The organism is Companilactobacillus baiquanensis, assembly GCF_003946605.1.
GTDB lineage: Bacteria > Bacillota > Bacilli > Lactobacillales > Lactobacillaceae > Companilactobacillus > Companilactobacillus baiquanensis.
In genome coordinates, this window is record NZ_RHOQ01000004.1 from 166335 (window position 1) to 192820 (window position 26486).

29 protein-coding genes are annotated in these 26486 nt (G+C 34.4%); 7 read left to right on the forward strand and 22 right to left on the reverse strand.

Annotated features, from left to right (window positions below):
* Window positions 1-4 precede the first annotated feature (4 nt).
* Complete coding sequence (gene map / locus EKM77_RS07985) at window positions 5-799, reverse strand: type I methionyl aminopeptidase (RefSeq protein WP_125593529.1); 795 nt, start codon at window positions 797-799, stop codon at window positions 5-7.
* A 135-nt stretch (window positions 800-934) separates the two neighbouring features.
* Here map and EKM77_RS07990 point away from each other — a divergent pair, with 135 nt between their 5' ends.
* Both EKM77_RS07990 and EKM77_RS07995 read left to right on the forward strand, forming a co-directional pair.
* On the forward strand, window positions 935-1390 hold the full coding sequence (locus EKM77_RS07990) for a flavodoxin (protein ID WP_125593530.1): 456 nt from the start codon (window positions 935-937) through the stop codon (window positions 1388-1390).
* A 3-nt stretch (window positions 1391-1393) separates the two neighbouring features.
* Complete coding sequence (locus tag EKM77_RS07995) at window positions 1394-1834, forward strand: GtrA family protein (protein ID WP_125593531.1); 441 nt, start codon at window positions 1394-1396, stop codon at window positions 1832-1834.
* Between the two features lie 125 nt (window positions 1835-1959).
* On the opposite strand, the gene EKM77_RS08000 is transcribed toward EKM77_RS07995, so the two are convergent.
* The 4 genes from EKM77_RS08000 to wecB form a co-directional block, all read right to left on the reverse strand.
* On the reverse strand, window positions 1960-3291 hold the full coding sequence (locus EKM77_RS08000; protein WP_125593532.1) for an APC family permease: 1332 nt from the start codon (window positions 3289-3291) through the stop codon (window positions 1960-1962).
* Between the two features lie 28 nt (window positions 3292-3319).
* Window positions 3320-4276, reverse strand: coding sequence for an L-threonine 3-dehydrogenase (locus EKM77_RS08005; RefSeq protein WP_125593533.1), 957 nt, complete (start codon window positions 4274-4276; stop codon window positions 3320-3322).
* A 33-nt stretch (window positions 4277-4309) separates the two neighbouring features.
* Entirely contained in the window at window positions 4310-5497 is a 1188-nt protein-coding gene (locus EKM77_RS08010) for a glycine C-acetyltransferase (protein ID WP_125593534.1), read from the reverse strand.
* A gap of 405 nt (window positions 5498-5902) precedes the next feature.
* A complete protein-coding gene (gene wecB / locus EKM77_RS08015) occupies window positions 5903-7045 on the reverse strand; it encodes a non-hydrolyzing UDP-N-acetylglucosamine 2-epimerase (protein WP_125593535.1) in 1143 nt (380 codons plus the stop codon).
* Window positions 7046-7448: 403 nt separating this feature from the next.
* Between wecB and fba the strand changes: the two genes are divergently transcribed.
* A complete protein-coding gene (gene fba, locus EKM77_RS08020) occupies window positions 7449-8318 on the forward strand; it encodes a class II fructose-1,6-bisphosphate aldolase (protein WP_125593536.1) in 870 nt (289 codons plus the stop codon).
* 103 nt (window positions 8319-8421) lie between these two features.
* Here fba and EKM77_RS08025 read toward each other — a convergent pair whose 3' ends face one another.
* On the reverse strand, window positions 8422-9774 hold the full coding sequence (locus EKM77_RS08025) for an FAD-dependent oxidoreductase (RefSeq protein WP_125593537.1): 1353 nt from the start codon (window positions 9772-9774) through the stop codon (window positions 8422-8424).
* 163 nt (window positions 9775-9937) lie between these two features.
* Entirely contained in the window at window positions 9938-10927 is a 990-nt protein-coding gene (locus EKM77_RS08030; protein WP_125593538.1) for an ornithine cyclodeaminase family protein, read from the reverse strand.
* Window positions 10928-11070: 143 nt separating this feature from the next.
* On the opposite strand from EKM77_RS08030, the gene EKM77_RS08035 reads away from it, so the two are divergent.
* Both EKM77_RS08035 and EKM77_RS08040 read left to right on the forward strand, forming a co-directional pair.
* Window positions 11071-11502: a GNAT family N-acetyltransferase gene (locus tag EKM77_RS08035; RefSeq protein ID WP_125593539.1), complete on the forward strand. Its 432-nt coding sequence runs from the start codon at window positions 11071-11073 to the stop codon at window positions 11500-11502.
* 29 nt (window positions 11503-11531) lie between these two features.
* Window positions 11532-12206, forward strand: coding sequence for an EAL domain-containing protein (locus EKM77_RS08040; RefSeq protein ID WP_125593540.1), 675 nt, complete (start codon window positions 11532-11534; stop codon window positions 12204-12206).
* A gap of 72 nt (window positions 12207-12278) precedes the next feature.
* Here EKM77_RS08040 and EKM77_RS08045 read toward each other — a convergent pair whose 3' ends face one another.
* On the reverse strand, window positions 12279-13631 hold the full coding sequence (locus tag EKM77_RS08045; protein WP_125593541.1) for an FAD-dependent oxidoreductase: 1353 nt from the start codon (window positions 13629-13631) through the stop codon (window positions 12279-12281).
* 174 nt (window positions 13632-13805) lie between these two features.
* Here EKM77_RS08045 and EKM77_RS08050 point away from each other — a divergent pair, with 174 nt between their 5' ends.
* A complete protein-coding gene (locus EKM77_RS08050; protein WP_125593542.1) occupies window positions 13806-15002 on the forward strand; it encodes a GGDEF domain-containing protein in 1197 nt (398 codons plus the stop codon).
* 392 nt (window positions 15003-15394) lie between these two features.
* On the opposite strand, the gene EKM77_RS08055 is transcribed toward EKM77_RS08050, so the two are convergent.
* The 7 genes from EKM77_RS08055 to EKM77_RS08080 all read right to left on the reverse strand — a co-directional run bounded on the left by EKM77_RS08055 (window position 15395) and on the right by EKM77_RS08080 (window position 20423).
* On the reverse strand, window positions 15395-16051 hold the full coding sequence (locus EKM77_RS08055) for a DUF6198 family protein (protein WP_318530709.1): 657 nt from the start codon (window positions 16049-16051) through the stop codon (window positions 15395-15397).
* Window positions 16052-16134: 83 nt separating this feature from the next.
* The gene (locus EKM77_RS08060) at window positions 16135-16791 is read right to left on the reverse strand and encodes a hypothetical protein (protein WP_125593543.1); all 657 of its coding nucleotides are present in this window, start codon (window positions 16789-16791) and stop codon (window positions 16135-16137) included.
* A 106-nt stretch (window positions 16792-16897) separates the two neighbouring features.
* Window positions 16898-17569 (reverse strand): YczE/YyaS/YitT family protein, encoded by a 672-nt coding sequence (locus tag EKM77_RS08065; protein WP_125593544.1) that lies wholly within the window; start codon window positions 17567-17569, stop codon window positions 16898-16900.
* Between the two features lie 154 nt (window positions 17570-17723).
* A complete protein-coding gene (locus EKM77_RS08070; protein ID WP_125593545.1) occupies window positions 17724-19175 on the reverse strand; it encodes a multicopper oxidase family protein in 1452 nt (483 codons plus the stop codon).
* Window positions 19176-19186: 11 nt separating this feature from the next.
* A complete protein-coding gene (locus EKM77_RS10965; protein WP_164507743.1) occupies window positions 19187-19351 on the reverse strand; it encodes a hypothetical protein in 165 nt (54 codons plus the stop codon).
* 113 nt (window positions 19352-19464) lie between these two features.
* A complete protein-coding gene (locus EKM77_RS08075) occupies window positions 19465-19854 on the reverse strand; it encodes a tautomerase family protein (RefSeq protein WP_125593546.1) in 390 nt (129 codons plus the stop codon).
* Window positions 19855-19865: 11 nt separating this feature from the next.
* Window positions 19866-20423: a hypothetical protein gene (locus tag EKM77_RS08080; RefSeq protein WP_125593547.1), complete on the reverse strand. Its 558-nt coding sequence runs from the start codon at window positions 20421-20423 to the stop codon at window positions 19866-19868.
* Window positions 20424-20523: 100 nt separating this feature from the next.
* On the opposite strand from EKM77_RS08080, the gene EKM77_RS08085 reads away from it, so the two are divergent.
* Window positions 20524-21168, forward strand: coding sequence for a Crp/Fnr family transcriptional regulator (locus EKM77_RS08085; RefSeq protein ID WP_125593548.1), 645 nt, complete (start codon window positions 20524-20526; stop codon window positions 21166-21168).
* Here the strand turns inward: EKM77_RS08085 and EKM77_RS08090 are convergent.
* From EKM77_RS08090 to EKM77_RS08120, 7 genes are all read right to left on the reverse strand, one after another.
* Window positions 21165-21794, reverse strand: a complete 630-nt coding sequence (locus EKM77_RS08090; RefSeq protein WP_125593600.1) for a DUF421 domain-containing protein — start codon at window positions 21792-21794, stop codon at window positions 21165-21167. The genes EKM77_RS08085 and EKM77_RS08090 overlap by 4 nt on opposite strands.
* A 10-nt stretch (window positions 21795-21804) precedes the next feature.
* Entirely contained in the window at window positions 21805-22254 is a 450-nt protein-coding gene (locus EKM77_RS08095; protein ID WP_125593549.1) for a DUF3290 family protein, read from the reverse strand.
* Window positions 22255-22448: 194 nt separating this feature from the next.
* The gene (locus EKM77_RS08100; RefSeq protein ID WP_263852898.1) at window positions 22449-23042 is read right to left on the reverse strand and encodes an alpha/beta fold hydrolase; all 594 of its coding nucleotides are present in this window, start codon (window positions 23040-23042) and stop codon (window positions 22449-22451) included.
* Between the two features lie 180 nt (window positions 23043-23222).
* Window positions 23223-23642, reverse strand: a complete 420-nt coding sequence (locus EKM77_RS08105; RefSeq protein WP_125593550.1) for a MarR family winged helix-turn-helix transcriptional regulator — start codon at window positions 23640-23642, stop codon at window positions 23223-23225.
* A gap of 98 nt (window positions 23643-23740) precedes the next feature.
* The gene (locus tag EKM77_RS08110; protein WP_225425210.1) at window positions 23741-24748 is read right to left on the reverse strand and encodes an alpha/beta hydrolase; all 1008 of its coding nucleotides are present in this window, start codon (window positions 24746-24748) and stop codon (window positions 23741-23743) included.
* 35 nt (window positions 24749-24783) lie between these two features.
* Complete coding sequence (locus EKM77_RS08115; RefSeq protein WP_125593551.1) at window positions 24784-25635, reverse strand: aldo/keto reductase; 852 nt, start codon at window positions 25633-25635, stop codon at window positions 24784-24786.
* Between the two features lie 13 nt (window positions 25636-25648).
* Window positions 25649-26392, reverse strand: coding sequence for an SDR family oxidoreductase (locus tag EKM77_RS08120; RefSeq protein ID WP_125593552.1), 744 nt, complete (start codon window positions 26390-26392; stop codon window positions 25649-25651).
* Between the last annotated feature and the right edge of the window lie 94 nt (window positions 26393-26486).

Genomic DNA, 26486 nt, shown 5'->3' on the forward strand with positions numbered 1-26486 from the left:
TCCATTATAAAAGATATTTAGCATCAAACTCTGGATCTTGTGATGTTAGGATCTTGGGACCATCTTTTGTGATAGCAATCGTATGCTCATACTGGGCAGAATTAGAACCATCAGCGGAAACAAAGTATTCCCAACCATCAGCCTTAACAAATTTATCTGAAATTTCCCAAGTTCCAAGATTTACCATTGGTTCAATAGTAATGGTCATACCTTCTTTTAGACGAAGTCCTTGTCCAGGTTCACCATAGTGAGGTACATTAGGTGCTTCATGCATTGTTGGTTGGATACCATGTCCGATGAGGTCACGAACATCCCCCATATGTTGTTCATCTTCAACATAATGTTGAATAGCATAGCCAATATCACCTAAACGATTACCAACGATAGCTTGATCAATGCCAAGATATAAGGCCTTGTGAGTTACTTCCATCAAATGTTTATCTTCATCTGAAAGTTCTCCAACAGCATAAGTCCAACATGAATCACTTTCATACCCATCTAAGTTAACAGTCATATCAACTTTTAAAACGTCACCGTTTTTTAAGATAAGGTTTTTTCTAGGAATACCATGGGCAACTTCATCATTAACACAAACACAAGTTGCATATTTATAACCTTCAAAACCTTTTTCTGATGGTCTACCACCGTGTTCAGTTATATATTTATCAGCAAAATCTTCAATTTCCATTGAAGAGATCCCTGGCTTAATAATATCTCTTAATCCAATATGCACATTGGCAAGTAGTTCGCCTGACTTGCGCATACCTTCTATTTCACGTGCAGATTTTAATGTAATCAATTCCTACATTTCCCTTCAAAAAATAAATGATACTTACAGTATAACATTTTCAGCAATTTCCAATTAGATGGTAGAGAATATTATTTTTTGCTATAATACGTCAAGTAAATAAGCAGTTATAAGAGAGTGTAAAATATGACAAAAGTAAAAATAGTTTATGCTAGTATCACCGGTAATGATGAAGATATAGGCTATGTACTAACTGAAAAATTTGAAGAACTTGGTGCTGATGTAGAAATGAGTGAGATCTCACAAACTGATGCAGCCGATTTTGAAGATGCCGACATCTGTGTGATCGCCAGTTATACTTATGATCAAGGGATAGTACCTGATGAAGCATTGGATTTTTATGAAGATATGCAAGACCTTGATCTGGACGGAAAAGTTTATGGAACTTGTGGTTCTGGTGATACATTTTATGAAGACTTCTGCCGTGCGGTTGACGAATTCGCAACTATTTTTGAACAAGTTGGAGCAACTAAAGGTAGTGAACCAGTTAAAATTGAATTAGAACCTGAACAAGATGACATTGATCATCTTGATAAATTTGCTGAAGAGTTGGTTAAGAAGGCCAAAGAAATGGACCATTAGACTATGGAATTGATCAAAAAACACCGAGATTTTTTGGTATATTGTCTATTTGGATTTATGGCATCATTAATTAATATCATTGTCTTTACAATTGCACATAACAATTTAAAAATACCGCTTTGGTTAGCAAATACCATTGCCTGGTTGATATCAAACGTTTTTTCTTTTTTTGTAACTAAATTTTATGTTTTCAAAACTAAAATGGGCAATTATAAAATGATGTTCAAAGAAGGCTCATATTTTCTAGCCTCTAGGTTGTTCTCGTTACTATTTGACGATTTATTCATGATCGTAGCAGTGCTTGTTCTACCATTAAATAACATCATTATTAAAGTGATCGACCAATTAGTAGTTGGATTGTTTAATTATTTCTCATCAAAATGGATCTTTAATTACAATAACCGAAATTTATTAGAGAAGATAAAACATTTGAGATCGAAGTAATAGAGTGAGATATGAGGCGGTTAGAGACTGAGCATAACTAAGCGGAGGTCTCTGTCTCATATCTCGCGTTTCAATAGATATGAGATCAATAAAAAACACCCTAATTGGGTGTTTTTTTATTGATCTTATTTCGTATCCACATTCTGCTTTGATTTATATAGGTAAAAAGGTAATCCTATAAACGTCAATGCTAATCCTACTAAAGCGAGTATTGTTTGAGTAAACAATGTATTTATCACAATGAATGAGCCTCCGAGAATGGCAATAATCGGAACTACAGGGTAAAAGAGGGTTTTGTAGGGTCTATTCATATCTGGTTCACGTTTTCTAAGAATCATAGTAGCGAGGAAGGTCATCGTATAGAAAATCCAGATTACGAAAATCAACATATCCGTTAAAGTATTAAATGCACCTAAGAAAATCATAAGACAAGCAATTACGATCTGTAAGATACCACAATTAGTGGGGATACCATTTTTAGATAGTTTTTTTAACTGTTTACTAAATGGCAAAGTATTATCTAAAGCCATTGCGTATGGTATACGCATTCCAGTCATTGTATATCCGTTAATGGCACCAAATACGGATATTAGAATACCAATTGTTACTAATTTACCGCCAAATTCACCAAATAGTACGGTTGATACATCTGAAGCGGCATTATTGTTTCCAATAATTTGACCAATTGGCATTGTTTTAAGAAATACATAGTTGATCAACATATAAACGATCATAATTCCGGCTAAACCTAATAGAATAGCCTGTGGTAGATGTTTTCGAGGATTTTTCATCTCTCCGGCGATATTACCAACATGGATCCAGCCATCATAAGCAAACATAGTGGCAAGTAATCCATGTCCTAGAGCAGTGGCAAAACCTAAGTCTTTTCCAGCTGTAACCGGCAATAAACTGATTTGAACGTCTGATTTAGCGAATAAACCAAAGATAACAATTAAAATGATAGGAATAAGTTTAAATAGTGTCGTAAATGATTGTACTCGTCCACCAACTTTTGAACCTAATAAATTAGTTAAAGTTAGAAACAAGGCAATCGCTACTCCTATCGGAACCAGTAAACTTGGACTTAGACCAAATAAATTAATACATTGTGTACTGAATATAATTGCTAATGCGGCTATATTGGCAGGGAAATATATGACGGTCTCAGCCCAACCTAGTAAAAACGCAGGCTTCTTTCCATAAGTATATTCGATATAGCGCATCATTCCACCAGTTTCAGGGATTGCAGCGGCTAGTTCAGCGGCAGTTAAACCAGCACAGATGGTGATCACACCACCTAAAAACCAAGCTAATAGCGATAGGCTTACTGTTCCTGTTGCTTCAGAAACTACGGCAGCCTTGAAAAACACACCTGCACCAATAACTGTACCCATTACGGTGGACAAAGCAGCAACAAATCCAATATTTTTCTTTAGATCAGTTGTTCCTTCTCCCATTTGTTCACCTCTAAGCTAGGAATCAATTCTATCCTTGCTCTACTCTATCCTTTAATTTATCAAGCATATCGCGTGTCATCTTGTCCAAGTCATAGTTAGGTGAAAAGCCCCATTCTTCCTTGGCACTTGTTGGATCAATGCTATTTGGCCATGAATCTGCGATTGTTTGACGCATTGGATCAACGTCATAAGTCATTTCAAATTCTGGCATAACTTTTTGGATAGATTTCTTAATGTCTTCTGGTTCAAATGACATTGCAGTGATATTGAAGGCATTTCTGTGAATAAGTTTATCTGGATCAGCATTCATTAATTTAATAACAGCATCAATGGCATCTGGCATATACATCATATCCATATATGTGCCTTCTTTGATGAATGATTCATATGATCCTTTCTTTAGTGCTTCATAATAAATATCTACGGCGTAATCAGTTGTTCCACCACCTGGTAAAGTCTTATATGAAATAAGTCCTGGGAAACGTACACCTCTTGTATCGACACCAAATTTTGTGTGGTAGTAGTCACACAATAATTCGCCGGACACTTTAGTTACACCGTACATAGTAGTTGGTCTTTGAAGTGTATCTTGTGGTGTATTGTCTTTTGGAGTGTTTGGACCAAATGATCCAATTGAACTTGGAGTAAAGAATTTCAAATTAAGTTCGCGTGCAACTTCAAGGGCATTAACTAATCCACCCATATTTAAGTTCCATGCAAGTTGAGGTTTCTTTTCAGCTACAGCTGATAGTAGTGCTGCTAAGTGAATCAAGGTATCAACATTATTATCTTTTGCGATTTGCAACATGCGGTCATAATCATTAACATCTAATTCTTCAAAAGGTCCGCCTTGAACAGTTGGATTATCTAGTGGTCTTCTAATGTCAGTGGCAATAACACTATCAGGACCATTTAATTCTCTTAATTTTGCTACCAATTCTGAACCAATTTGACCTAAACAACCTGTTACCATAACTTTTTTCATCGTGAAATCCTCCAATAAGGTAATTTGATTTTTTTAAATTAAATCTAATTCTTTACCAACTTTTTCGTACACGGTGATAGCTTGATCCAACATTTCTTTAGTATGTGTACGCATTGGCATATTTCTAATACGTCCAGTCCCTAGAGGAACGGTAGGATAAACGATCGGTTTAACGTAAACGCCATTTTCGATCAATTTATTTGAAAATTGTTGTGTCTTGTTTTCATCACCAAGAATAACTGGTGTGATAGGTGTATCTGATTTTGAAAGTGTGAAGCCGATTCTTTCAAGATTCTCCTTGAAGTATTTAGCATTGTCCCAAAGTTGATCAACATATTCGGGATGATCCATGATCAAATCAAGTGATGCGATACAAGCAGCTGAAGCTCCTGGTGTAAGGGATGTTGAGAATAGGAATGGACGTCCACGTGCCTTTAGCCATTCGATCAATTCCTTTGTTCCGGCAACATATCCTCCAACAACACCGATAGCTTTTGATAAAGTACCCATTTGGAAATCGATCTTATCTTGAAGTCCAAAATGTTTAACAGTTCCTTTACCATGTCCCATAACACCTGATCCATGGGCATCATCAACATAAGTTATCAAATTGTATTCTTCTGCAACCTTAACGGCTTCAGGAAGGTTGGCAACATCTCCATCCATTGAGAAAACACCGTCAGTGATATACATGATCTTTTCATAAAGTCCACTTTCAGTAGCTTCCTTAGCCTTTTGACGAAGGTCATCCATGTCTTGATGCTTAACACGGATAATTTTGGCACCAGATAAACGACAGCCATCAATGATCGAAGCATGATTTAATTCATCTGACAAAATTGCATCCTTCTTGGTCATAACAGCAGAAATGGCACCCATGTTACAGTTAAATCCAGATTGGAAAGCAATTGCTGCTTCAGTTCCTTTAAATTGAGCAATTTTTTCCTCTAATTCTTTGTGAATCATTAAAGTTCCGTTGATAGGACGAACGGCACCTGCTCCGACACCCCATTTTTTGGTTGCTGCCATATCGGCATCCTTTAATTCATCACGACTAGCAAATCCTAGGTAGTTATTTGATGCGAGATTGATCATTTCCTGACCATTAATTTTGATGATTGGTCCATTGTGATCCTCTAAAACATCAATTGAGTTGAGAAGTCCTTTTTGCTTAAGATCGTCCAAATTTTCTCTCAAGTACGTTTGTAAAACCTCTGACATAACTATTTGCTCCTTCAATTAGATTTGGTTCACCGAGAATATATCATGATACGAAATCGCTTACAATAAATAACATTCGGATTATGATTAGCAAAATCTTAATATAACGATTATTCAATATAAAAGATTTCACAAGTTAAATGTATGCAAATATAGTTTGACTTAAAAAGGCTTATTTAATAATAAAATGGTTATAAATAATACTAGAGAAAAAAATTTCAAATCCGAAATAATTATTAGACAAAATTTAATAAAAAAATTTCTAATAATAATTAAAAAGATATTTTTCTAGAGCAAAAAAAGACCACTTGTTGACTATTATTGATACACTGTATCTTATAAGTCAACAAGTGGTCTTTTTATATGCACATTAAATAATTTTATTATTGTTCTTTTTGAACCAGATTATTCAAATTCTTCTGGCTTGTTTTTAGTTTGTTTAAAGTAATAACTGATCGAATCCAAAATACGGTCTGATGCTCTACCATCGCCATAAGGGTTCTTAGCATTAGCCATACGTTGATATTCGTCGTCGTTTTCGAGTAAATTATTCATTTCTTTCTCTACAACATCGGCATCAGTACCAACTAATTTCAAAGTACCAGCATCGACTCCCTCTGGTCGTTCAGTTGTGTCACGTAAAACAAGAACCGGCTTTCCTAGTGAAGGGGCTTCTTCTTGAACACCACCAGAATCAGTCATAATAAAGTAACTCTTTGATGCAAGATTGTGAAAATCTACAACGTCTAAAGGATCTATCAAATGAACTCTATCGACATCACCTAAGATATCCTTGGCTGTTTTTTGAACAACTGGATTCAAATGAACTGGGTAGATCAATTCGATATCATGATGTTTTTGAACGACCTTTTTCATTGCATTAAAAACTTGTTTCATCGGTTGACCTTGATTTTCACGACGATGCATTGTTACTAAGATCATTTTTTTATTTGGATCAATAATATCAAGAATATCATGATGATAATCTTGATGGACTGTGCTGCTTAATGCATCGATGGCAGTATTACCAGTAACGAAAATATTATTTCCATTATGATTTTCTTTAAGAAGGTTCGCCTTACTTTGATCAGTTGGGGCAAAGTACAAATCAGAAAGATCATCAGTCATTTGACGATTCATTTCTTCAGGCCATGGGGAATACTTATTCCAAGTTCTAAGACCAGCCTCAACATGACCAATACTTGTTTGATGATAAAAAGCGGACAAGGCTGCACTAAAGGTAGTTGTAGTATCACCATGAACAAGCACAATATCAGGCTTTTCTTTTTCTATAATACTATCGAGTTCCTTGAGCACTAGACCGGTAATTCCACTCAAAGTTTGACGTTCCTTCATAATATTCAAATCATAATCGGGCTTGATCTTGAATATCTCCAAAACTGAATCAAGCATTTCACGATGTTGCGCCGTAACGACGGTGACAGTTTCAAATCGATCACTATTTTGTTTTAACTTCAAAACTAATGGTGCCATTTTAATTGCCTCTGGTCTTGTTCCAAAGACTGTCATAACTTTAATTTTATCCACAATATTCACCTCAATAACTGTCCAAATTATATCAGAAATGGTCTGATAAACCTAACTAGCTCTAGACTAACTATTCTATAAGAGTTTTCAGAAAATAATCTGATATAATAATATTATTATGATAAATCTACCTTTACTAATAACCTTAAGTGTATTTACAACTTTAGTGGCATTCTTTCTTGTCATGGCAATTTATAATACCCTCATAAAATCTAGCAGTAAAAAATACTGGTGGATAATTCTAATAATTTTGACAATCCTTTATATAATAGCATTTGCAGCCTATTTTCATTTCAAAACCGGTACTTTACTGTAAATACTTTTGTAAAAAGATACTAATTATTCGTGTTTTGCGTTAAAATGAAGAATGTATTCTAAAGATGAATTTATTGGAGGATTATCGATGGTTTTAACAAACGGAAACGAAATTTTCAAACAAGCTCGTGCAGGAAAATATGCTGTTGGTGCTTTTAACATCAATGACTTGGAATGGACTCGTTCTATCTTAGCCGCAGCCCAAGAAACAAACACACCTGTATTGGTTCAAACATCAATGGGTGCTGCAAAATACATGGGTGGCTATGAACTTTGCCTACACCTAGTACAAGACACAATTAAAGCAATGGGTATCACTGTTCCAGTTGTTATGCATTTGGATCATGGTAACTATGAAGCTGCTAAGGAATGTATTGAAGTTGGTTACAACTCAGTTATGTTCGATGGACATGACCTACCTTTCGCAGAAAACCTTGAAAAGACAAAGGAAATCGTTAAATTAGCTCATGCTAAGAACATTTCTGTTGAAGCAGAAGTTGGTTCAATCGGTGGTACTGAAGATGGTATCGTTGGTTTAGGTGAATTAGCTGATGTTGAAGAAGCTAAGACACTTAACGCAACTGGTGTTGACTACCTTGCCGTTGGTATTGGTAACATTCATGGTGTTTACCCTTCAAACTGGAAAGGCCTAAGCTTTGACCGTCTTAAGGAATTAGCTGACGTTATTGATACACCACTTGTTCTTCATGGTGGTTCAGGTATTCCTAAGGAACAAATCATTAAGGCTGTTTCAATGGGTATCTCAAAAGTTAACGTTAATACTGAGTTACAATTATCATTTGCTAAAGCAACTCGTCAATACATCGAAGACAAGAAAGATCTTGACATCGATGAAAAGGGTTATGACCCACGTAAACTTCTTGCACCTGGTGCAAAAGCTATTACAGAAACAACTAAGGAACGTATCGCTTGGTTCGGTACACCATCAATTAAATAATCTATCAATAAGATAATAAAAAGAAGCTAGGATTTTATCCTTGCTTCTTTTTTGTTTGTAGACAAATAGAGCTAGCAATCCGATTGGATTACTAGCTCTATATTTACTTTGCTTTTGCTTCTTGTTCTTCTTTTTCCACTGCCATTTGAGCAACTAAGTTCAAATAATTGAATGGATTATCATAGTTTGGTTGAAATAGCATATCAACAAAGGCTAAGTCATCAATAGTATTTTCATTTTGAATACTTATCGACAAAGCATTGGCCGATTGTGCGACTTCGTGTTTACTAAATAGCTGTGCACCTAAAATTTTTCTAGTATCCTTATCGTATACTAGATCGATCATTAACATCTCGTTACTTGGCATAAACGTTGGACGATAATAATCATTATAAATAACGTGGTCAGCATTGAGACCGTCTTCTAGTGCATTTTTTAATGTTGCACCAGTAGATGCTAAAGTGTGTTCAAATAATTCTAATCCGGTTGAAGCTTGTGTACCCATATACTTTTGAATATCACCGAAGACATTCTTACCTGCTAATAGTCCTTGACGTACGGCATTAGTTGCCAAAGGTATATAAACGGGTTTTTGAGTAGGATTAAAGTTAACTGAGCAAGAATCTCCTGCGGCATAAATATCAGGATCTGATGATTGAACATATTCATTAACGACAATTTCGTCATGTTCGCCCATTTTAACTTGTCCCTTTAACAAATCAGTATTCGCAATGAATCCAGTACATACAATGATCAGATCTGCTTTATGTTCACCCTTATTTGTCTTGATAGTAATTTCATCACCATCTTCAAATCCAGAAACACGTTCGTCCAAAAATACATCAACGTAATGATCTCTTAAAAGACCAACTATCTTATCAGACATGGGTTTATCAATATAATGATTTAAAACTTGTTTTCCAGCATGAATTAACGTCACATTATGAATTGTATTAGCATAACTTTCAGCTAATTCAACTCCAACATATCCACCACCAATAATAGCAATACTTTGGTAATTCTTGGCTGACTCATAGATTTGTTGAGCTTGTTCATAATTTTTGCATAATAAAATACGTGGATTATCAAAATTCTTTAACACAGGTGTATAAGTTTTTGATCCGGTAGTCATGATCAACTTATCATAACTGTCTTCAAACTCTTCACCAGTTTCAAGATTTTTTACCACAAGGGTTTTCTTTTTTGAATCAATTTTTAGAACTTCGTGCTTCATCTTAACGTCGGCACCATCTTGTTTCAATGTATCAGGATCAGCGTAGAACATATCTTCCAAACGATTTACAATTCTGCCTAAATATAGAGCGATACCACAAGACAAAAATGCAATATTATCTTCACGTTCATATACAGTAACGTCAGTTTCTGGATGATCTTTAAGAATTTGTTCCACAGCGGCTGTTCCAGAATGCGTACAACCAACTACTACAACTTTCAATGATAATACCTCCCATGCCTATTCAATGTATAGCTTACATCTTTTCATATCCAAATACTTATCATCATTTGCGAATATTCTTTTCATATAATGAAGTAATATTTAATATGTCTTTCCATATAACTTTATCATATTCTAAAAATTTTTTTAATTATTAGATGCCTTAATTAAGAATTGTGCCAATATTTTGTAAAATTGCTTTCTTAACTATTTTATCTGCCACAATTATGTCTAAAACAGCTGTTCCAACCGTCTTAAAAATCGTTATATCCGAGTCACTTTTACGTCCTTTAATATCTTTATTAACTAATTGACCAAGTTCGCCATCAATATCTGATTTTTTTATAAGTGACTTTTCTAATGGTTGAATTATATCTCCCGCTTCAGATAACACACCATCTAATGTATCAAAAATTATTTTGTCAGCTTTCTTTAAAGCCGAAACCGGTATTTCACACATTTCTGGTGTATATGCTCCGATTCCATTGATGTGGGTACCCGGTTGAACTAAATCTCCATCAAAGGTTGCCTCTTTAGCAGTCGTCACACTAGTTATAATGTCAACTTTAGAAACCACTTTATTAGGATCATCGATATCAACAAAGTCAGCACTAAAACGATCTTTAAATTCTATTTCCGCTTTTTGACAAAAATCTTTGGCCCTCTTTTGATCTCGATCAAAAATATAAACTAATTCTAATTTTCTAACTGTAAGCATTGCCTCCAATTGTGTTAAGGCCTGACCTCCGGTACCAATCAAAAGTGCCGTCTTAGCATCTTCCTTAGCTAATAAATCAGTCGCAGCACCTTGAACAGCACCAGTTCTTAATTGAGTTAGATAAGTTCCATCAAGGATTGCATTAACGATCCCTGTTTTGGCATCTTGCGTGATCATTGTGGCTGGTACACTTGGTAATCCTGATTTAGGGTTATCAGGATATACGGCAACGATCTTTAATCCTAAAGTAGGATCATCCCCACTCGTCGTTCCTGGCATATAAAGACTCTGCCCAAAACCATCGACGGATAAATTGGTTCTTAATGGAATGTCAGCTTTTCCATTAGAATATAGTTGCAAGGCTTTTTTGTCTTCAGTAATAGCCTCTTTCATACTCAAAACTTGTTTAATATCTTTAGCAGATAAGTAGCGCATGTTTATCCCTCCAATGATTTCGATAAACGAAGTAATCGATTTCATTATATCAACTAATCTATGGGATTGCATAAGAAGTCTCGATACTCTTCAATTATGTACCAATTTAAAGTAAAATTATTAAAAAGCTAGGAGATTATGTCATGATAGAAATAAAATATTCGAATAATTTGAACTCAAACATATACCAAGATGATTTAATGATCCGTAAGAAAGTTTTTGTGGATGAACAAAAAGTTCCTGCTTCTTTAGAAGTCGATAAAATGGAAAAAGTTTGCATATATGCTACTCTGTATATTGACGAACAACCTGCTGCCACCGCTCGATATTTTCCAACAGATGATAATGGAATCCATATTCAGAGAGTGGCAGTTTTAAAAAAGTATCGTAAGCAAGGACTAGCTTCTTTATTATTAAAAGATATTTTTAAGCAAGTAAAAAAAGATTACCAATATATTATTTTAGGGGCACAAGATCAAGCACAAAATTTCTATAAAAAATTAGGATTTAAAGTGATAAGTGATCAATACGTCGATGCTGGAATCTTGCATCATGACATGCGTTTGGATTTATAATATAGGTATTATCAGACTAGGGGATTACTATGTACAGATATTTTATTCAACCACAGCTAAATAAATATAATAATACTTTGATCGGGTATGAGTTATTAATGAAACGAAATACTCCTGAAGGCTGGCGTCCCCCGCTGCATTTTTCGGACATCCCTTCACATACTTTGGCGGAAGTATTAATAGCAACTACCAAATTATTATCACTAAAGATCGGTTCGGTATCGGTCAATCTTAATCGAACTCAATTAATGGATCCGGAAGTTAGAAAAGCAATCATTCTTTCGCAAAGTCAATTACGACCATTAAAATTGGTCGTAGAGCTGACTGAAGAAACCGGCAATGAACAGTGGAGTAATGAGCAATTAATTCCCTTGATCGAACAATTCAAAGACTATGGTATGGACTTCAGTCTTGATGATGTCGGTACTGGGGAAAATAAGTTGGAACAAATCAAATCACTAGTTCCACTTGCTAATGAAATGAAATTTGCGATTCAAAATTTTTCAGAGAAATTACGCGATCCTGATATTGAGAGCAAAGTTATCTTTTGGCGTGACTATACGAACAAACATAATCTACGCTTTATCCTAGAAGGAATCGAAGATAAAAATGATGACCGTTTAGCTGACTCTTTAGACATTGATCTTAGACAGGGATATTTTTATGGTCGGCCACATCTTTTAAAATTAGATGGAGACGAATAATATTTATCTTTTTATCATTAAAAAAACTAGCCCAGTAATCTCATCGGATTACTGGGCTAGTTTTTCTATACATTATTTTTTATCAGTTCGTTTTCTTTCTTTATCAACTGCCATTTGACCTACTAAGTTCAAATAGTTAAATGGGTTATCATAATTAGGCTGAAATAACATATCAATAAATGATAGATCATCAATCGTATTATTATTTTGGATACAGACTGAGATAGTATTAGCCGATTGAGCTACTTCGTGTTTACTAAAGAATTGAGCCCCTAGTATTTTACGAGTATCTCTATCATAAACTAATCTGATCGTTAGCATATCCGTTGTTGGCATATAATCTGGACGATAATAGTCATGATAAACAACATAATCAGCATTAAAATCATGTTCCAGTGCATTAGTTAACGTCAATCCAGTAGATGCAACTGTATAACCAAACAATTCCATTCCTGAAGTGGCTTGTGTTCCCATATACTTTTGAATATTGCCAAAAATATTGATCCCAGCAAGAGCTCCTTGTCTGATAGCATTTGTTGCTAAAGGCATATATGCTGGTTTGCCTGTTGGGTTAAAGTTAACTGTACATGCATCACCTGCAGCATAAATATCAGGATCAGATGTTTGTACATAGTCATTAATAACGATCGCACCATGACGATCCATCTCAACTTGTCCACGCAAAAGATCGGTATTAGCGATAAAACCAGTACAGACGATAACTAGATCCGCTTTATGGTCTTCTTCACTAGTTTCAATAACTACCTGGTCATCTCCACTAAAGCCGTTTACATGCTCATTTAAGAAGACGTTGACCCCATGTTCTTTTAGTAATTTTACAACATTTTCTGACATCTCTGGATCTAAGTAATGATTTAATACTTGGTTATTTGATTGTATTAAAGTAACTTCATGATCTGTATTAGCATAGCTTTCTGCTAATTCAACACCAATATAACCAGCTCCGACAATAGCGATGTGTTTATTATCCTTAGCCGTTTCATAAATTGCTTTAGCTTGTGCATAACTTTTACACATCAAGATCTTAGAGTTATCTATTCCCATGATAGGTGGGACTTGAACATAAGAGCCAGAAGTCATGATCAATTTGTCGTAAGAATCTTCAAAAACATCATGTGTCTCTAAATTTTCACACATAATTTTTTTATTCTTAGAATCGATCTTTAAAACATCATGTTTCATACAAACTTTGGCACCCAATTTTTCCAGTGTTTCAGGGTCAGCGTAAAACATATCTTCCAATCTTTTAACTCTTCGGCCTAAATACAAGGCTATTCCACAAGATAAAAAGGAAATATTATCGTCACGCTCATAAACTGTAACTTCTGTTCCGGGATGATCTTTTAAAATCTGATCAACAGCAGCCGTTCCTGCATGTGTACAACCAACTACTATAACTTTCATAATAATACCTCCAATACGTACTCCATTTTACTATATAAACAAGATATATTTAAATTTCAATCATATTTTTTATATAATTTCACAAAAAAATTACATTTTAGTGTTAATGTGTTAAGTAGATATCATTATATGATACTCGTTTTTAGAAAATAAATCTCGATCTAGAGGTGAAGGATGTCACTTAATAACATTACTGGTTTCCAATCACTTTTAAGTGTCGACGGGAATATCAACGCAATAATCATTGGATTAATTACTGTGGGACTGATCACGATTATCACAGTATCCGCTTACTCATTTGAAAATATAATAAATAATACTGATAAAAAATCCGTTAAGATTGCTCTGCAAATAACCGAGGGGGTTATTTTGGCAGTGTGTATGATTTTAGTTCAGCATATTTTCAAGGCTTTAAACTCTGGGGATACGCGTAGTTGGTTTTATGCAACCACGCAATTAACATTATTACTGTACAGTCTTTATACCATGCAAAATTATGTAATTGAATTTATGAACATTGCAATGCCTATTTACGTCTTTGGACACCATCTCATACATGGAGACAATAACTATTTATTACTATTTGTAATTCTTACTATTTTATTGGCTATAACAGTTAATTATATTTCAAGGAACACTAATCAATTACTAAATTCAGAGTGGAAATACATAATTCTACAAGTAATATATGGTGCGATCTGGTGGGTCATCATTTGGTCATTCCATCGTTTTACACTATATTACACGGTAAGCATGCTTGTTGGATTTATTATTTACATGTCGATCATTCGATATATTGCTAAATGGATCAGAGATTCATTCAACAATTACAATGCATTATCAGAAAAAGTTAACTACGATGAATTAACTGGTATTAGAAATCGTGCAAACTTTGATGATGTATCTAGAGAGGTCTTTAAAGTTTATAGTAAAGATCATGAAGTTCCTTTAACCATGGCTATGTTTGATATCGATCATTTTAAAATTTTCAACGATAATTATGGTCATGCAGCTGGTGATATGGTTTTAAGACATGTTGCCACGTTATTTGAAAAAGAACTGTTTAAAAAGACTAGTCGTGGACAAATTTTCCGCTTTGGTGGTGAAGAGTTTGTAATTATCTTTAGAGGTACCACTTCAGAAGAGGCCACAACTGTTATCCAAGAAATACGTAATGACTTGATCAATGACCCAGTAGAATACGAAGGACAGGAGTTGAATATTCGCATATCATTAGGTGTATCATCGCTACAACCATCTGATAATAATGCGAGTGATCTATTCAATCGTGTTGATAAATACTTATACGAATCTAAAAATCAAGGTCGTGATAGAATTACTGTTGAAGATAAAACTATTGTTTTCAACTAAACAAATAGCGTGAGAACATGACAATTAAGCCATGATCTCACGCTATTTTAGTCCTCCCACAAAATTTTTAATAAATATGCAGCATAATCGTGTGTCGAAACATAGCTTTCTCCGCTTAAAACACATAAACCCGGTAATCCAAAATCGGATTACCGAGTTTATGCGCCTTAATGCTCGAAAGCTAACCATGTTTCTTTACACACTCCCACAAAAAAAGATGAGATACTATCTCATCTCCGGGAAGGATCAGTTGTTTTATATCCTGATGGTCCTAGGTGTAATAGTACCCCATCTAAAAATCATTCTCAATAGTTTCATAACTTTTTATAATAACTCGACTTATCTTAAATGTATTTAACTTTACTTTTTTTTAAATGAAAATTAACTATAATTTAAAGATTGTAATGATGCTTTAATGATGGAATAACTAGTTTGTCCATTCTTCCAATAATATACCCCTGGAAGAAGATTGCTAAAACCGTTCCGATTCCCACTGCATAAATTTTTCCACTGACTAAATAACAGATGATCATAATAATTATTGGTGGAGAATAACTAACTAATTGTCCCCATCCTGCTGATCCGTGGAGATATTTGAATCGTAATAAATAAGCAAGTTCATCGTTAGGATGCTGAATAATATTACAACGCTGATAAATTGAAACCGCCATAGAAACTCCCAATAAACCAATAACATCGATCAATATTCGCCAGAACATCCCCATTTGTTCCAAATGAAGCGGTATATATAATTTAGTAAAAAATCCTACTAAATAACTAAAAGGCAATGAAAATAAAATATTAGAAATAAAAATATGCCCACCAATTTTCCCTAAAAGAATTTGATTTGTAATTGCTACTAAAATCGCGTAAATAAATAATGTCGTTCCATAATCCACCTTGATCAGATTAGATATATTTACCCCTGATGCCATCCAAACTGCACTACCAACATTACTATCGATCATTAGTGCATTTGAAGCCGCATTAAATATAATGGAGAATGCCAAATACAACATTCTCTTTTTAAAATCCCCTTTTGATTGCACGTATCCACCCTCTTGATAAAAATAAGCAGTCGAAATTTTCCGACTGCTTATGAAAACGTTTGTATTTTGTATTATATCATTTTCTAAAGATTATAATGATGCTTTAATGACGGAATAACTATAAAATCCGCTTTACCGATCATATAGCCTTGGAAGAAGATTGCCAGAATAGTTCCTATACCAACTGAATAAACTTTTCCAGTAATAAAATAACAAATAATCATGATCGTTACTGGTGGTAAATAACTGAATACTTGTCCCCAGCCTGCTGATCCGTGTAAATACTTGAATCGTAAAATGTAGGCTAATTCATCATTGGGATGCTGAATAATATTGCAGCGCTGATAAATAGAAGCACCAATAGAGACACCTAAAAGTCCTATAATATCAATTATCACTTGCCAAAATAATCCTAACCTCTCAATATGCAACGGCAAATACAATTTTGTAAAAAAACCCATCAAATAGCTAAATGGTACTGAAAAAAGTAAATTTGAAATAAACACATGAGCATCAAATTTCTTTAATAACAATTGATTTACTACAGAGACAATGACCGCATAGAAAAATAGTGTTGTCCCATAATCAACCTTTATCAAATTAGAAATATTAACTCCTGATGCCATCCAAACTGCACTACCAACATTACTATCGACCATCAACGCATTAGCTGCCGCAATAAATACGATTGCAAATGCTAAATATCCCAATCTTCTTTTAAAGTCGCTCTTTGCTTCCAAGATTACACCCTCTTAATAAGTCTAATTTACCCGAAAAAAAAACGACCGGCAAACATTCCAGTCATTTATGTAAGCGTTTTACACAATAGCAGTATAGATGATACTTTTAATGTGCGATTTTGATACTTTTATTAGGATGATGTTTCAAGGAAGGTATGAACCAATTATCTGCTTTACCGATCAATATTCCTTGGAAACAAACTGCCAAAACTGTTCCAAGACCAACTGAATCGATCCTGCCAGTAATAAAAAAACAGATAATTAAGACCACGATTGGTGGCATGTAGCTGAAAAATTGTCCCCACCCAGCTGATCCATGCAGATATTTAAATCTAATAATATATGCTAGTTCGTCATTGGGATGCTGGATCAAGTTGACTCTTTCATAGATGGAACAACCGATCGAGGCTCCAAATAATCCTAGAACATCCAATACGATCTGCCAAAATAAGTCAATACTGTCGAAATGAAACAGCAAATAGAATTTAGTAAAAAAACCGACCAAATAACTGAACGGAAAGGCAAATACTAAGTTTGACAATAAAATATGACCATCAAACTTGCCTAGCAAGAATTGATTGGCAATTGTCACAATAATCGCATAAATAAACAATGTTGTTCCATAATCTATCTTAATAATATTAGTTATATTGACCGCTGATGCCATCCAAACCATACTTCCGACGTTACTATCGATCATCAGTGCGTTTGATGCAGCTATAAGAACAATTGCAAATGCTAAATATCCCAATCTCCTGTTAAAGTCATTCTTCCTCAAAAAATCCACCCCTAATTTAATCCTCAAAATATATTTTAAAACAAAATTTCAAAAAAAATAAGCGACTAGGTATTATACCCGTCGCTTATGTAACCGTTTTCTAACATTACTGTAAATTTGATAGAACTAGAATATCAAATCTATTATTATGTTACTAAGATTTTCCACCGTTCATCATTTCTTCCATACTGATCAAATGGAATTTATGCTCATGATCTGGATCATAGGCTTCGATCTGTGCCATCATTCCAGTGTCTTCATGTTCCAAAATATGGCAATGATACATATAGATGCCAAATTTAGTAAACTTGACGGCAATTCTAACTGTCTCACCGGCGTTTACACCTACTACATCTTTCCAGCCATGTTCGTTAGGATAAACATCTTTGCCATTTCTACTCAAAACTAAGAATTGACAACCATGAAGATGGAATGGATGGATCATGCCCTTATCCATATCGTTAGTATTAGTAACATCCCACAAAATAGTATCACCAATTTTTTGTTTGCGATCAATTCTTTGCATGTCAAATAATTTTCCATCTAGTCTAACTTGGTCGTCCATACCAGACATAACCGTGTGAACGATCTTGCTTCCTGGTGTAACAACCGGTTTAGGAATCGTGTTTAGATGACTTGGTAACTTGACATCATTTCTTGTGTAATTACCAACCTTAAACTTCAAAATCGGTACATCATCACTCATTAAAGTGACAACATCACCTGGTTTTTTATCACCAAAATCAACAATAACTTCATCTCTTTCAGCTGTTGTTATCATCAATTTAGTCAACTCGACTGGTTCTGGCAATGTACCACCATCAGAAGCAATTTGAGTAAATTCATGATCATCATCAAAATGTAAACGCCATTCTCGACGATTAGAACCATTGAGGATTCTTAACCGTAAACGCTGTGTCGTTACATTGAAGACACCATTTATAGTTCCATTTATAACTGCATACTTACCAAGCGTACCGTCCATGTCGTAATCAGTTTTATAATCTAGTTGATTGTCGTGATAATTTCTATCTTGCAAAACAATTGGAATATCATCCACGCCATAATTTCTAGGGAATGGTAATTTAGCTTCTTCAGGATCCGTTACAATAACCGCTGCTGCTAAACCGTTCCAGACTTGGCGAGCAGTATTTGGACATGGATGTGGATGCAGCCAATCTGTTTGTGCAGGCTGATCTAAAGTAAAATCAATATCCCGACTGCCACCTGGATAAACTGGTGCATGTGGACCACCATCAACGATCGGTCCAGTAACATTTAACCCATGCCAATGAAAAGTAGTAACTTCTGGTAACTCATTAACCAAATGAATATGATAATGAACACCTTGTTTAAAGACCACGGTTTTACCCAACAAGGGAGCACTGAATCCCCAAGTCTTTGTTTTCTTACCCGGTAAAATCTGGGTCTCGCCTTCTTGAGCAGTAATAGTGTAATAAACATCATTACCCTCAATTTTGTCAGGCTTTAATAGTTTAGGAATACTTAGAGGCTTCTCCGGTAGATCCGTTTTTTCTAACGGAATATAGCCACCATCATGCAAGTCAAACACCGGCTCATCAAAGAAATAATCCGTATAAACCATACAATCGCCACCTATTTATTTTTTTTGAAAGTTTCAAAACAGTTAACGACCGCTTCTAAAAACATACCGATCGCCATCATATACATTGCTATCATATTTTTATTAAAGATCACTAGAAAAAGTAAGATAGCATAGAATACCAGCATAAATAATGAGAACAATTTTGAACTGCCCATCAAAATATCACCTTCAAACTGTTTACAACCTTATCTTAGTCCAATTCCTTAAATAGAGAAAGGGTATTAAAAAATCCCTGCATTCATTACAAATATGCAGAGATTATTTGATCTTATAATTTACCATTCAAAAACTGTGCTTCACCATTGCCAAAGCTCCAATCGGCTTTAGTATTGCTAGTGATATTTATCATCACATCGGCCGGTGAGATTCCAATTCCTTCATGCAGTGCTTTGACTAAATTCTTGTAAAAATGCTCTTTATCAATTTCTTCACGAGGACTAGAAGTCAAACTAAACAACAAAACTTTGTCAGTTCTTTCTAAACCTAATCCAACATCCCAAATAATCATTTCTTCAGGTTCATGTTGCGTTACTACTTGATAACGATCACGTGGCAGCAAATGCAATTCATCAGTCGCAACCTTGTAAGAAATATCTAAAATTTCTTTGATTTCCTTTTTACTGCGGCCCTTGATCATATCAATTCGCATTAATGGCATGGCTTTTCCTCTTAATCTTTTTTAATTTTTCCAACTGCAATTGGCAAAGTAACATGCTGATCGTAATGACCAACTGCACCAGCAATTGTATCAGGTAACTTCAAATCATCAGGTACTCCGTGAACATAGATGACACGTTTATCCAATTCTAGATCATCTGTACCAAATACTTCTTTAAATTTAGCTTGTAGTTTATCTAAAGGAACATCTTTTTCATATTCAAAATTACCATTATCATCTGAAACTGGATATGTATCATTAGGAACATTCATATCATGTGGAGCAGCGTCAAATGGCACCATAGTTGTTCCAGAGACTGGTTCAGTTTCAGGTAGATCAACAAATCCGTCTCCATTTACATCTTGTGCTTTAGTAGCTATTTGAGCTTCTTTACCATCAGGAAATCCATGGAAATGTTCCCAATGTTGAGTATTCTTTGGTGTATCATGCATTGAAATATGGATTTTTAAAATATCTCCAACAATTTCAAATGTAGCTTTTCCATGTGCGGCAGTACCGATTTTATCTTCATTCAGTGGAACAATCTCTGCACTATATTTTTGTGTCATATTGCTTCCTCCAACAATCTCTTCTTTGATTACGTGAGTAATTGTATACTGAAAGAACAAATAATGAATTGACATATGTCAAGAAAGGACAAATTATTTCATGGCTCATGATCCTATCAAATGTGTTGAACAAGTTCCTATTTTTAATGGTGCCCCAATGAAAGTCATTAAAGCTCTAGCCAAGGCTTCCGTTCATCAAAAAAAGATCCCTGCTGGACAGATGATATATCAGCCAGGAGACCCTAATGATAGATTAATGATCGTCGATTCTGGACGAGTACGTGTGTTTAGCTATGCAGATGACGACCGGGAGAGGACTCTTTACATGCTTCGTTCCAGAGAAGTGGATCTAACTGGAGCTCTATTTACAAAACACTTGCACCAAAACTTTGCCCAAGCCGCTGAACCAACGGAAATTTGTTACCTCAAACAAACTGCTTTTAAAGATACACTCAAAAAATATCCGGAAATGGCTTTGTCTTTAGTTGATATATTAGGTGAAAGACTGACACTCTTAGAACAACGAGATGTCAGTGATACCTTATTAACCTCAAAACAACGATTATATAATTACCTTATTGAACTAAAAAATAAATTTTCCAACAATACTTATACACTGCCCGTTACTAAAAAAGAATTAGCATTGTATTTAGGCATCACACCTGAAACACTCAGCCGTCAGTTAAAACTTTTAAATCAAGAAGGAAAAATTGTTGTTAACCACCGTCAAATAACAATTCTTTAATATTTATAGGCAATGATTTTCCCATTGATATAATTGGCCAAATATATTTCTGAAGCTTCTAAATTCTGCTCTTTTAGCTTTTGTTCGACCCAAGCTTCATCGTGGCCCATCATTTCCAATTCGTCATAATTTATTTTTCCATCTAAAACAATTGGATATTTAATATTTGCTTCATCTTTCATAATGATCGTAAGCTGTCCGTTTTGTTCAAACACAGCTCTTTTAACATTACTTACATCCGTTACACCTGATTGACGTAATTTAAATGACAGATCACTGGCAGATAATCCATTTCTCAAAGCTAGATCAACATCGATCCTGCCATTTTTTACGACCATTTTAGGTGTTCCAATAATTATTCTTCGAAAGATGACATTGTGATTCGATAAAAATTTAGCTACAAAAACAATCAAAGTCCAAATCAATAATACTAAGGTGAATTGAAAAGTTGTGATACTAGAATTGTAAATCATACCACCAACGATTCCACCTAATACATAGTTTTGCAGTTGATCGATCGCACTGTTAGGAGCAATATTACTTTTTCCAAATAAGTTAATTTGAATGACCATGAAAATAAAACCAATTGTTAATTTTAATGCCAGATTCCCATATGAAAGTTCCATCATTTCTCACCTACTTTTTAATTAATTTGACTGACTTAGTATCGACGACATTAGTTTGGTTCAAAGTGTAGCTGCTTAGGTTATTGTCAAAACTAACTCGATAATAATCTTTGCCGATTTTTATCAGCATCCCCTCCGATAAACTGGAGCTACTGGAATACAGTCTATTTCTAGAAACCTTTTTTTCTTTGGCGATCGATTTCATCAAAGTTAAAGTCTGATTAGTCTGATTATTAATATCAATTTGTTTTTCATAATTGTTGTAGTTAATGCCAAAGAATAGAGCAATCGACAAAAGAAAAATAATTGCTAAATCACGATATTTATTGTCATTTCGATTTCTAAAATACATGAAACCTGTAAATATCAATGCAATGGATAAAGCTAAAATAACAAAAATAAATAAGAAATTGGGTTCTTCGTTTTGAGCATATAAATACTGGTAAGAATAAAAATTCATATAGATTCCCTCTCGAATTCGTGAAACTTTACAATTATTATAATATACAAAAGAGCGTGACATAAGGTGGTTAGAGACCGAGCATATCCTAGAATATCGAATAATTGTGTACTTCCAATTGTTCGATATTCGTAGATAAGCGGAGGTCTCTACCTTATGTCACGCGTTTCAACAAATAATAATCTTAGGTTGTTTTAGAAGAAATTTTTTATCATTTGAGCAATCACTTTAGCATGTGTCTCTAATGCAAAATGACCGCTATCAACTAAATCAACTTCAACATTTTTATCATCTTTTTTGAAAGCTTCTGCTCCCGGATAGATAAACGATGGATCGTTTTTACCCCAAACGGCAAGTAATTTTGGTTGATTATCTCTTAAATATTTTTGGAAGATCGGATAAGCTTTAATATTATTTTGATAATCAAAAATCAAATCTAATTGTCTTTGAGCATAACCTTCATCTTGTGTATAAGCAATATCCAACATATAACCATCTGGAGAAACAGTATTTTCTCTTGTACCAAAAGTATATTGACCAATAATTGTTTTAGCAGCAAATGCAGTTTTATAGCTATTACGTTTTTCCTCTGTGGGATGATCCCAAAAATCTTGTCTAGTTGCCCATTTTGAACCTAATCCTTCTTGATAAATATTTCCATTTTGACTGATAATGCTCTCGATCCAATCAGGATGTTTAACGGCGATCTTAAAGCCGATCGGTGCTCCATAGTCAAACACATACATGTAAAATTTTTTAATATTTAATTTTAATAAGAACTGTTCCATAATTTCACTCAAGTGATCAAATGAAATCTATCTTCTAATTCTGGCATCAAATTACGAAACATGTGACTAGCTGATGGAAAACCATGAAATAAAATCATCGTTGGTTTATTACTGTCGCCACTTTCACGGTAAAAGATATTTAAACCTGCAACTTAAATAGTTTTATATTCTGTCATTTTATTATCTCCTTAATTTTTCTTCGTTACTTGTCAAAAGTGCTGTCATTTTTTTCTTATCTTCACCTAATAAATCATCAGTTACTTGACCGAATTTTTCTCGGCATTTATTTGCGACTACCAAAAAATCTTTTCCTTCGGAGGTTAAAGTAACAATTGTCGATCTGCCTTTGGAGGAAAGTTCAACTAAATTTTTATCAGATAACGTTCTTACCATTCTGGATACTGATGAACGATCATATCCCAATTGATGTGTAATGCTCATAATGGAAGATGGATCGTTATCTTCAATATTCATCATGATATAAGAATAAGCAGGCTTCATTTTCGTTGGTGCATAAATTTTGTCAGCAATTTTTTCTACCGAGCGCATATATCTAGCTGCCGTGAAGTACGCACATTTAGTGTAAAATTGATGTTCCATTTTATTTCTCCTTCACTTATCGTGTACATACACTATAACTCTTTTTAAAATTTTTGCAATAGAAAACAAAAAAAGCCTGAGATTTTATCCCAGACTTATTACTTCAAACTGTTTTTAAAGAAATCATTCAGTTTTTCAAATGGTATCAATTCGGTACGATCATACAAATCTACATGACCTGCACCTTTAACTTTATACAGTTCCTTAGGCTCTGAAGCGGCGTTATAAGCATCCTCGCTAAACCCTAATGAAATAGCATTTTCTCCAGCAACAAAGAGCAATGGGCGTGGTGATACGGTTTCAATATCACTTAGGGAGTAGAAATTTAGTAATTTAACAAAACTAGTTAAAGTAGGTTGAGTTGTCGTATTTGCAGCACCACGTTGAGTTCGGTAAAAATCATAGAATTCTTTTGAAAAAGCGTCTGAATTTTCGTCAATTGTTTCTGGAGTTCCACTAGTATAAACAATTTCCGCACCAGCTTTTTCGGAAGTTCTTTGCTTAGATGCTTTATCGATCCAATTAGAATCCTTTAAGGAATCACGGATTCCACGGGCAACTGCTCCCATATCAGTTAAACTAACCGTTGCAATAGCCTTTAATCTTGAATCAATTTTAGCTTCATTTAAAGCAAAACTACCTGAAGCACAAATACCTAATACTGACATTTTTTCATCGTCGACATATTCTAAGGTTGTTAAATAATCGGCCGCGGCAGAGAAACTTTCCGAGTAAAAATCCGGAGCCATTGCATTTCTTGGAGTACCTTCGCTGTCACCCCAAAAAACTTGATCAAATGAAATGGTAACAAAACCAAACTCGGCCATTTTGGACGCATATAAATTAGCAGATTGTTCTTTAACCGCACCATTTGGAGCACCAACGATAATTGCAGAATATTTTGTTTCTTTATTTAAATCGTTAGGGGTAAACAAGTTAGCGGCTATTTTCATACCATAAACATTCTTAAAAATTACAGGTGTTTTGGTAACTTCACCGCTTATGTAAAAATTATCTGCACCGTTCGATAAATCACCCGTGGGTAAGTTTTTATTTCGACTAGCTACGTTATCCATACCTGCTTGATAAACTGGATTTTTACTCATATTCTTCTCTCCTCATTTAATCTAAATCAAAACTATTATTGTTCAAAAGTTATTCCATGTAAACGATAAACTTCATTCAAGTCAGTAATATTTAAAATCAAGCTCTTATCAAGATCCATATTCTCTACTCTTAACATATCTTCAGGAGTGAGTTCAAAATCGTCTATATCAAAATTTTGTTCCATTCTAGATTTATGAACTGATTTAGGAATCGCAATAACTCCTTCTTGTCTTAGCCATCTTAAAACTACTTGAGCAGGAGACTTATCATATTTATTGCCTATTGTAGTTAAAATTTCATTAGTGAATAGACCCTTGTTTCCTTCTGCAAAAGGTGCCCAAGCCATCGTCTTTATATCATATTTATTCATAACGTTTCTCAATTTTTTATCTTGCCAGAAGGGGTGCATTTCAATTTGATTTACCGCTGGTATTACCTCATTACTCAAAATAAGATCAACCAATCTATCCTCTAAAAAGTTGCAGACTCCGATAGATTTTATTTTTCCTGCTTTATATAATTCTTCCATAGCTCGCCAACTACCTTGATAATCACCATATGGCATATGGATCAAATAAAGGTCCAAATAATCTGTCTGTAAATTTTTCAGTGTTTTTTGGAAAGATTTCATAGTTTTATCATACCCAGCATCTTGAATCCACACTTTGGAAGAAATAAATATCTCTTTTCTATCGATACCACTTTTTTTAATAGCACTTCCAACCGCAGATTCATTTCCATATGTCGCTGCAGTATCGATCATTCTATAACCGGTTTTTAAAGCATTTAAAACACTTTCCTCGCAAAGACTTAAATCATCTATTTGAAATACCCCAAATCCTAAACTAGGAATTTCAAAATTATTATTTAATTTAAACTTATCCATAATTACTCCTTAACTACCAAGGTTGATCTGTTGGACCAACAGTAAATTCATTTACATTAGTATCTTCTGGTTGATCAATTGCAAACGCTACAACATTTGCAATTCTATCAGGTCCAATCTGATATTGGTCATACATATCTTCAACACCTTTAGCAGTATTTTCATCAGTAATTGTATTCAACAATTCTGTTTTAATAGCCGCCGGATAAATGGTTGCCGTTCTGATATGACTATTTTCTTGTGCTGATTCCATACGCAAAACTTCCATTAAATCACGAACAGCCCACTTAGTAGCACCATAAACAGCTCCACCGGGATATGCTTTTAATCCAGCGACAGAAGAAGTTGTAATAACATGTCCTGATTTTTGCTCTTTAAAAGTTGGCAATACGGCCGCAATTCCATTTAAAACTCCTTTGATATTTACATCGATCATTTGATCCCATTCTTTAGTCTTCAAATCAGATAATGGGGAATTTGGCATTAAACCAGCATTTAGAAAAATTACATCAATTTTTCCAAAAGTATCCTTTGCCAATTGAACAATTTTTTCATTATCTTCGGGATCAGTCACATCTGTTACTTGATAAGTAGCTTCTCCACCAGCTTGTTTAATATCATCTACAATTTGTTGTAATTTATTTTCTCGGCGAGCACCAAGAACTAATTTGGCACCCTTGCTTGCTAGAAGCTTGGCTGTTGCCTCTCCAATACCACTTGATGCACCTGTAATAACTACGACTTTATCTTTGATCATTTAGAAATCCTCCAAACTTATATTTGCTTTTCTATGTAAATTATCATAGTTTCAAACATCATATATGTCTAATACACATATCTGATGTTTAAGC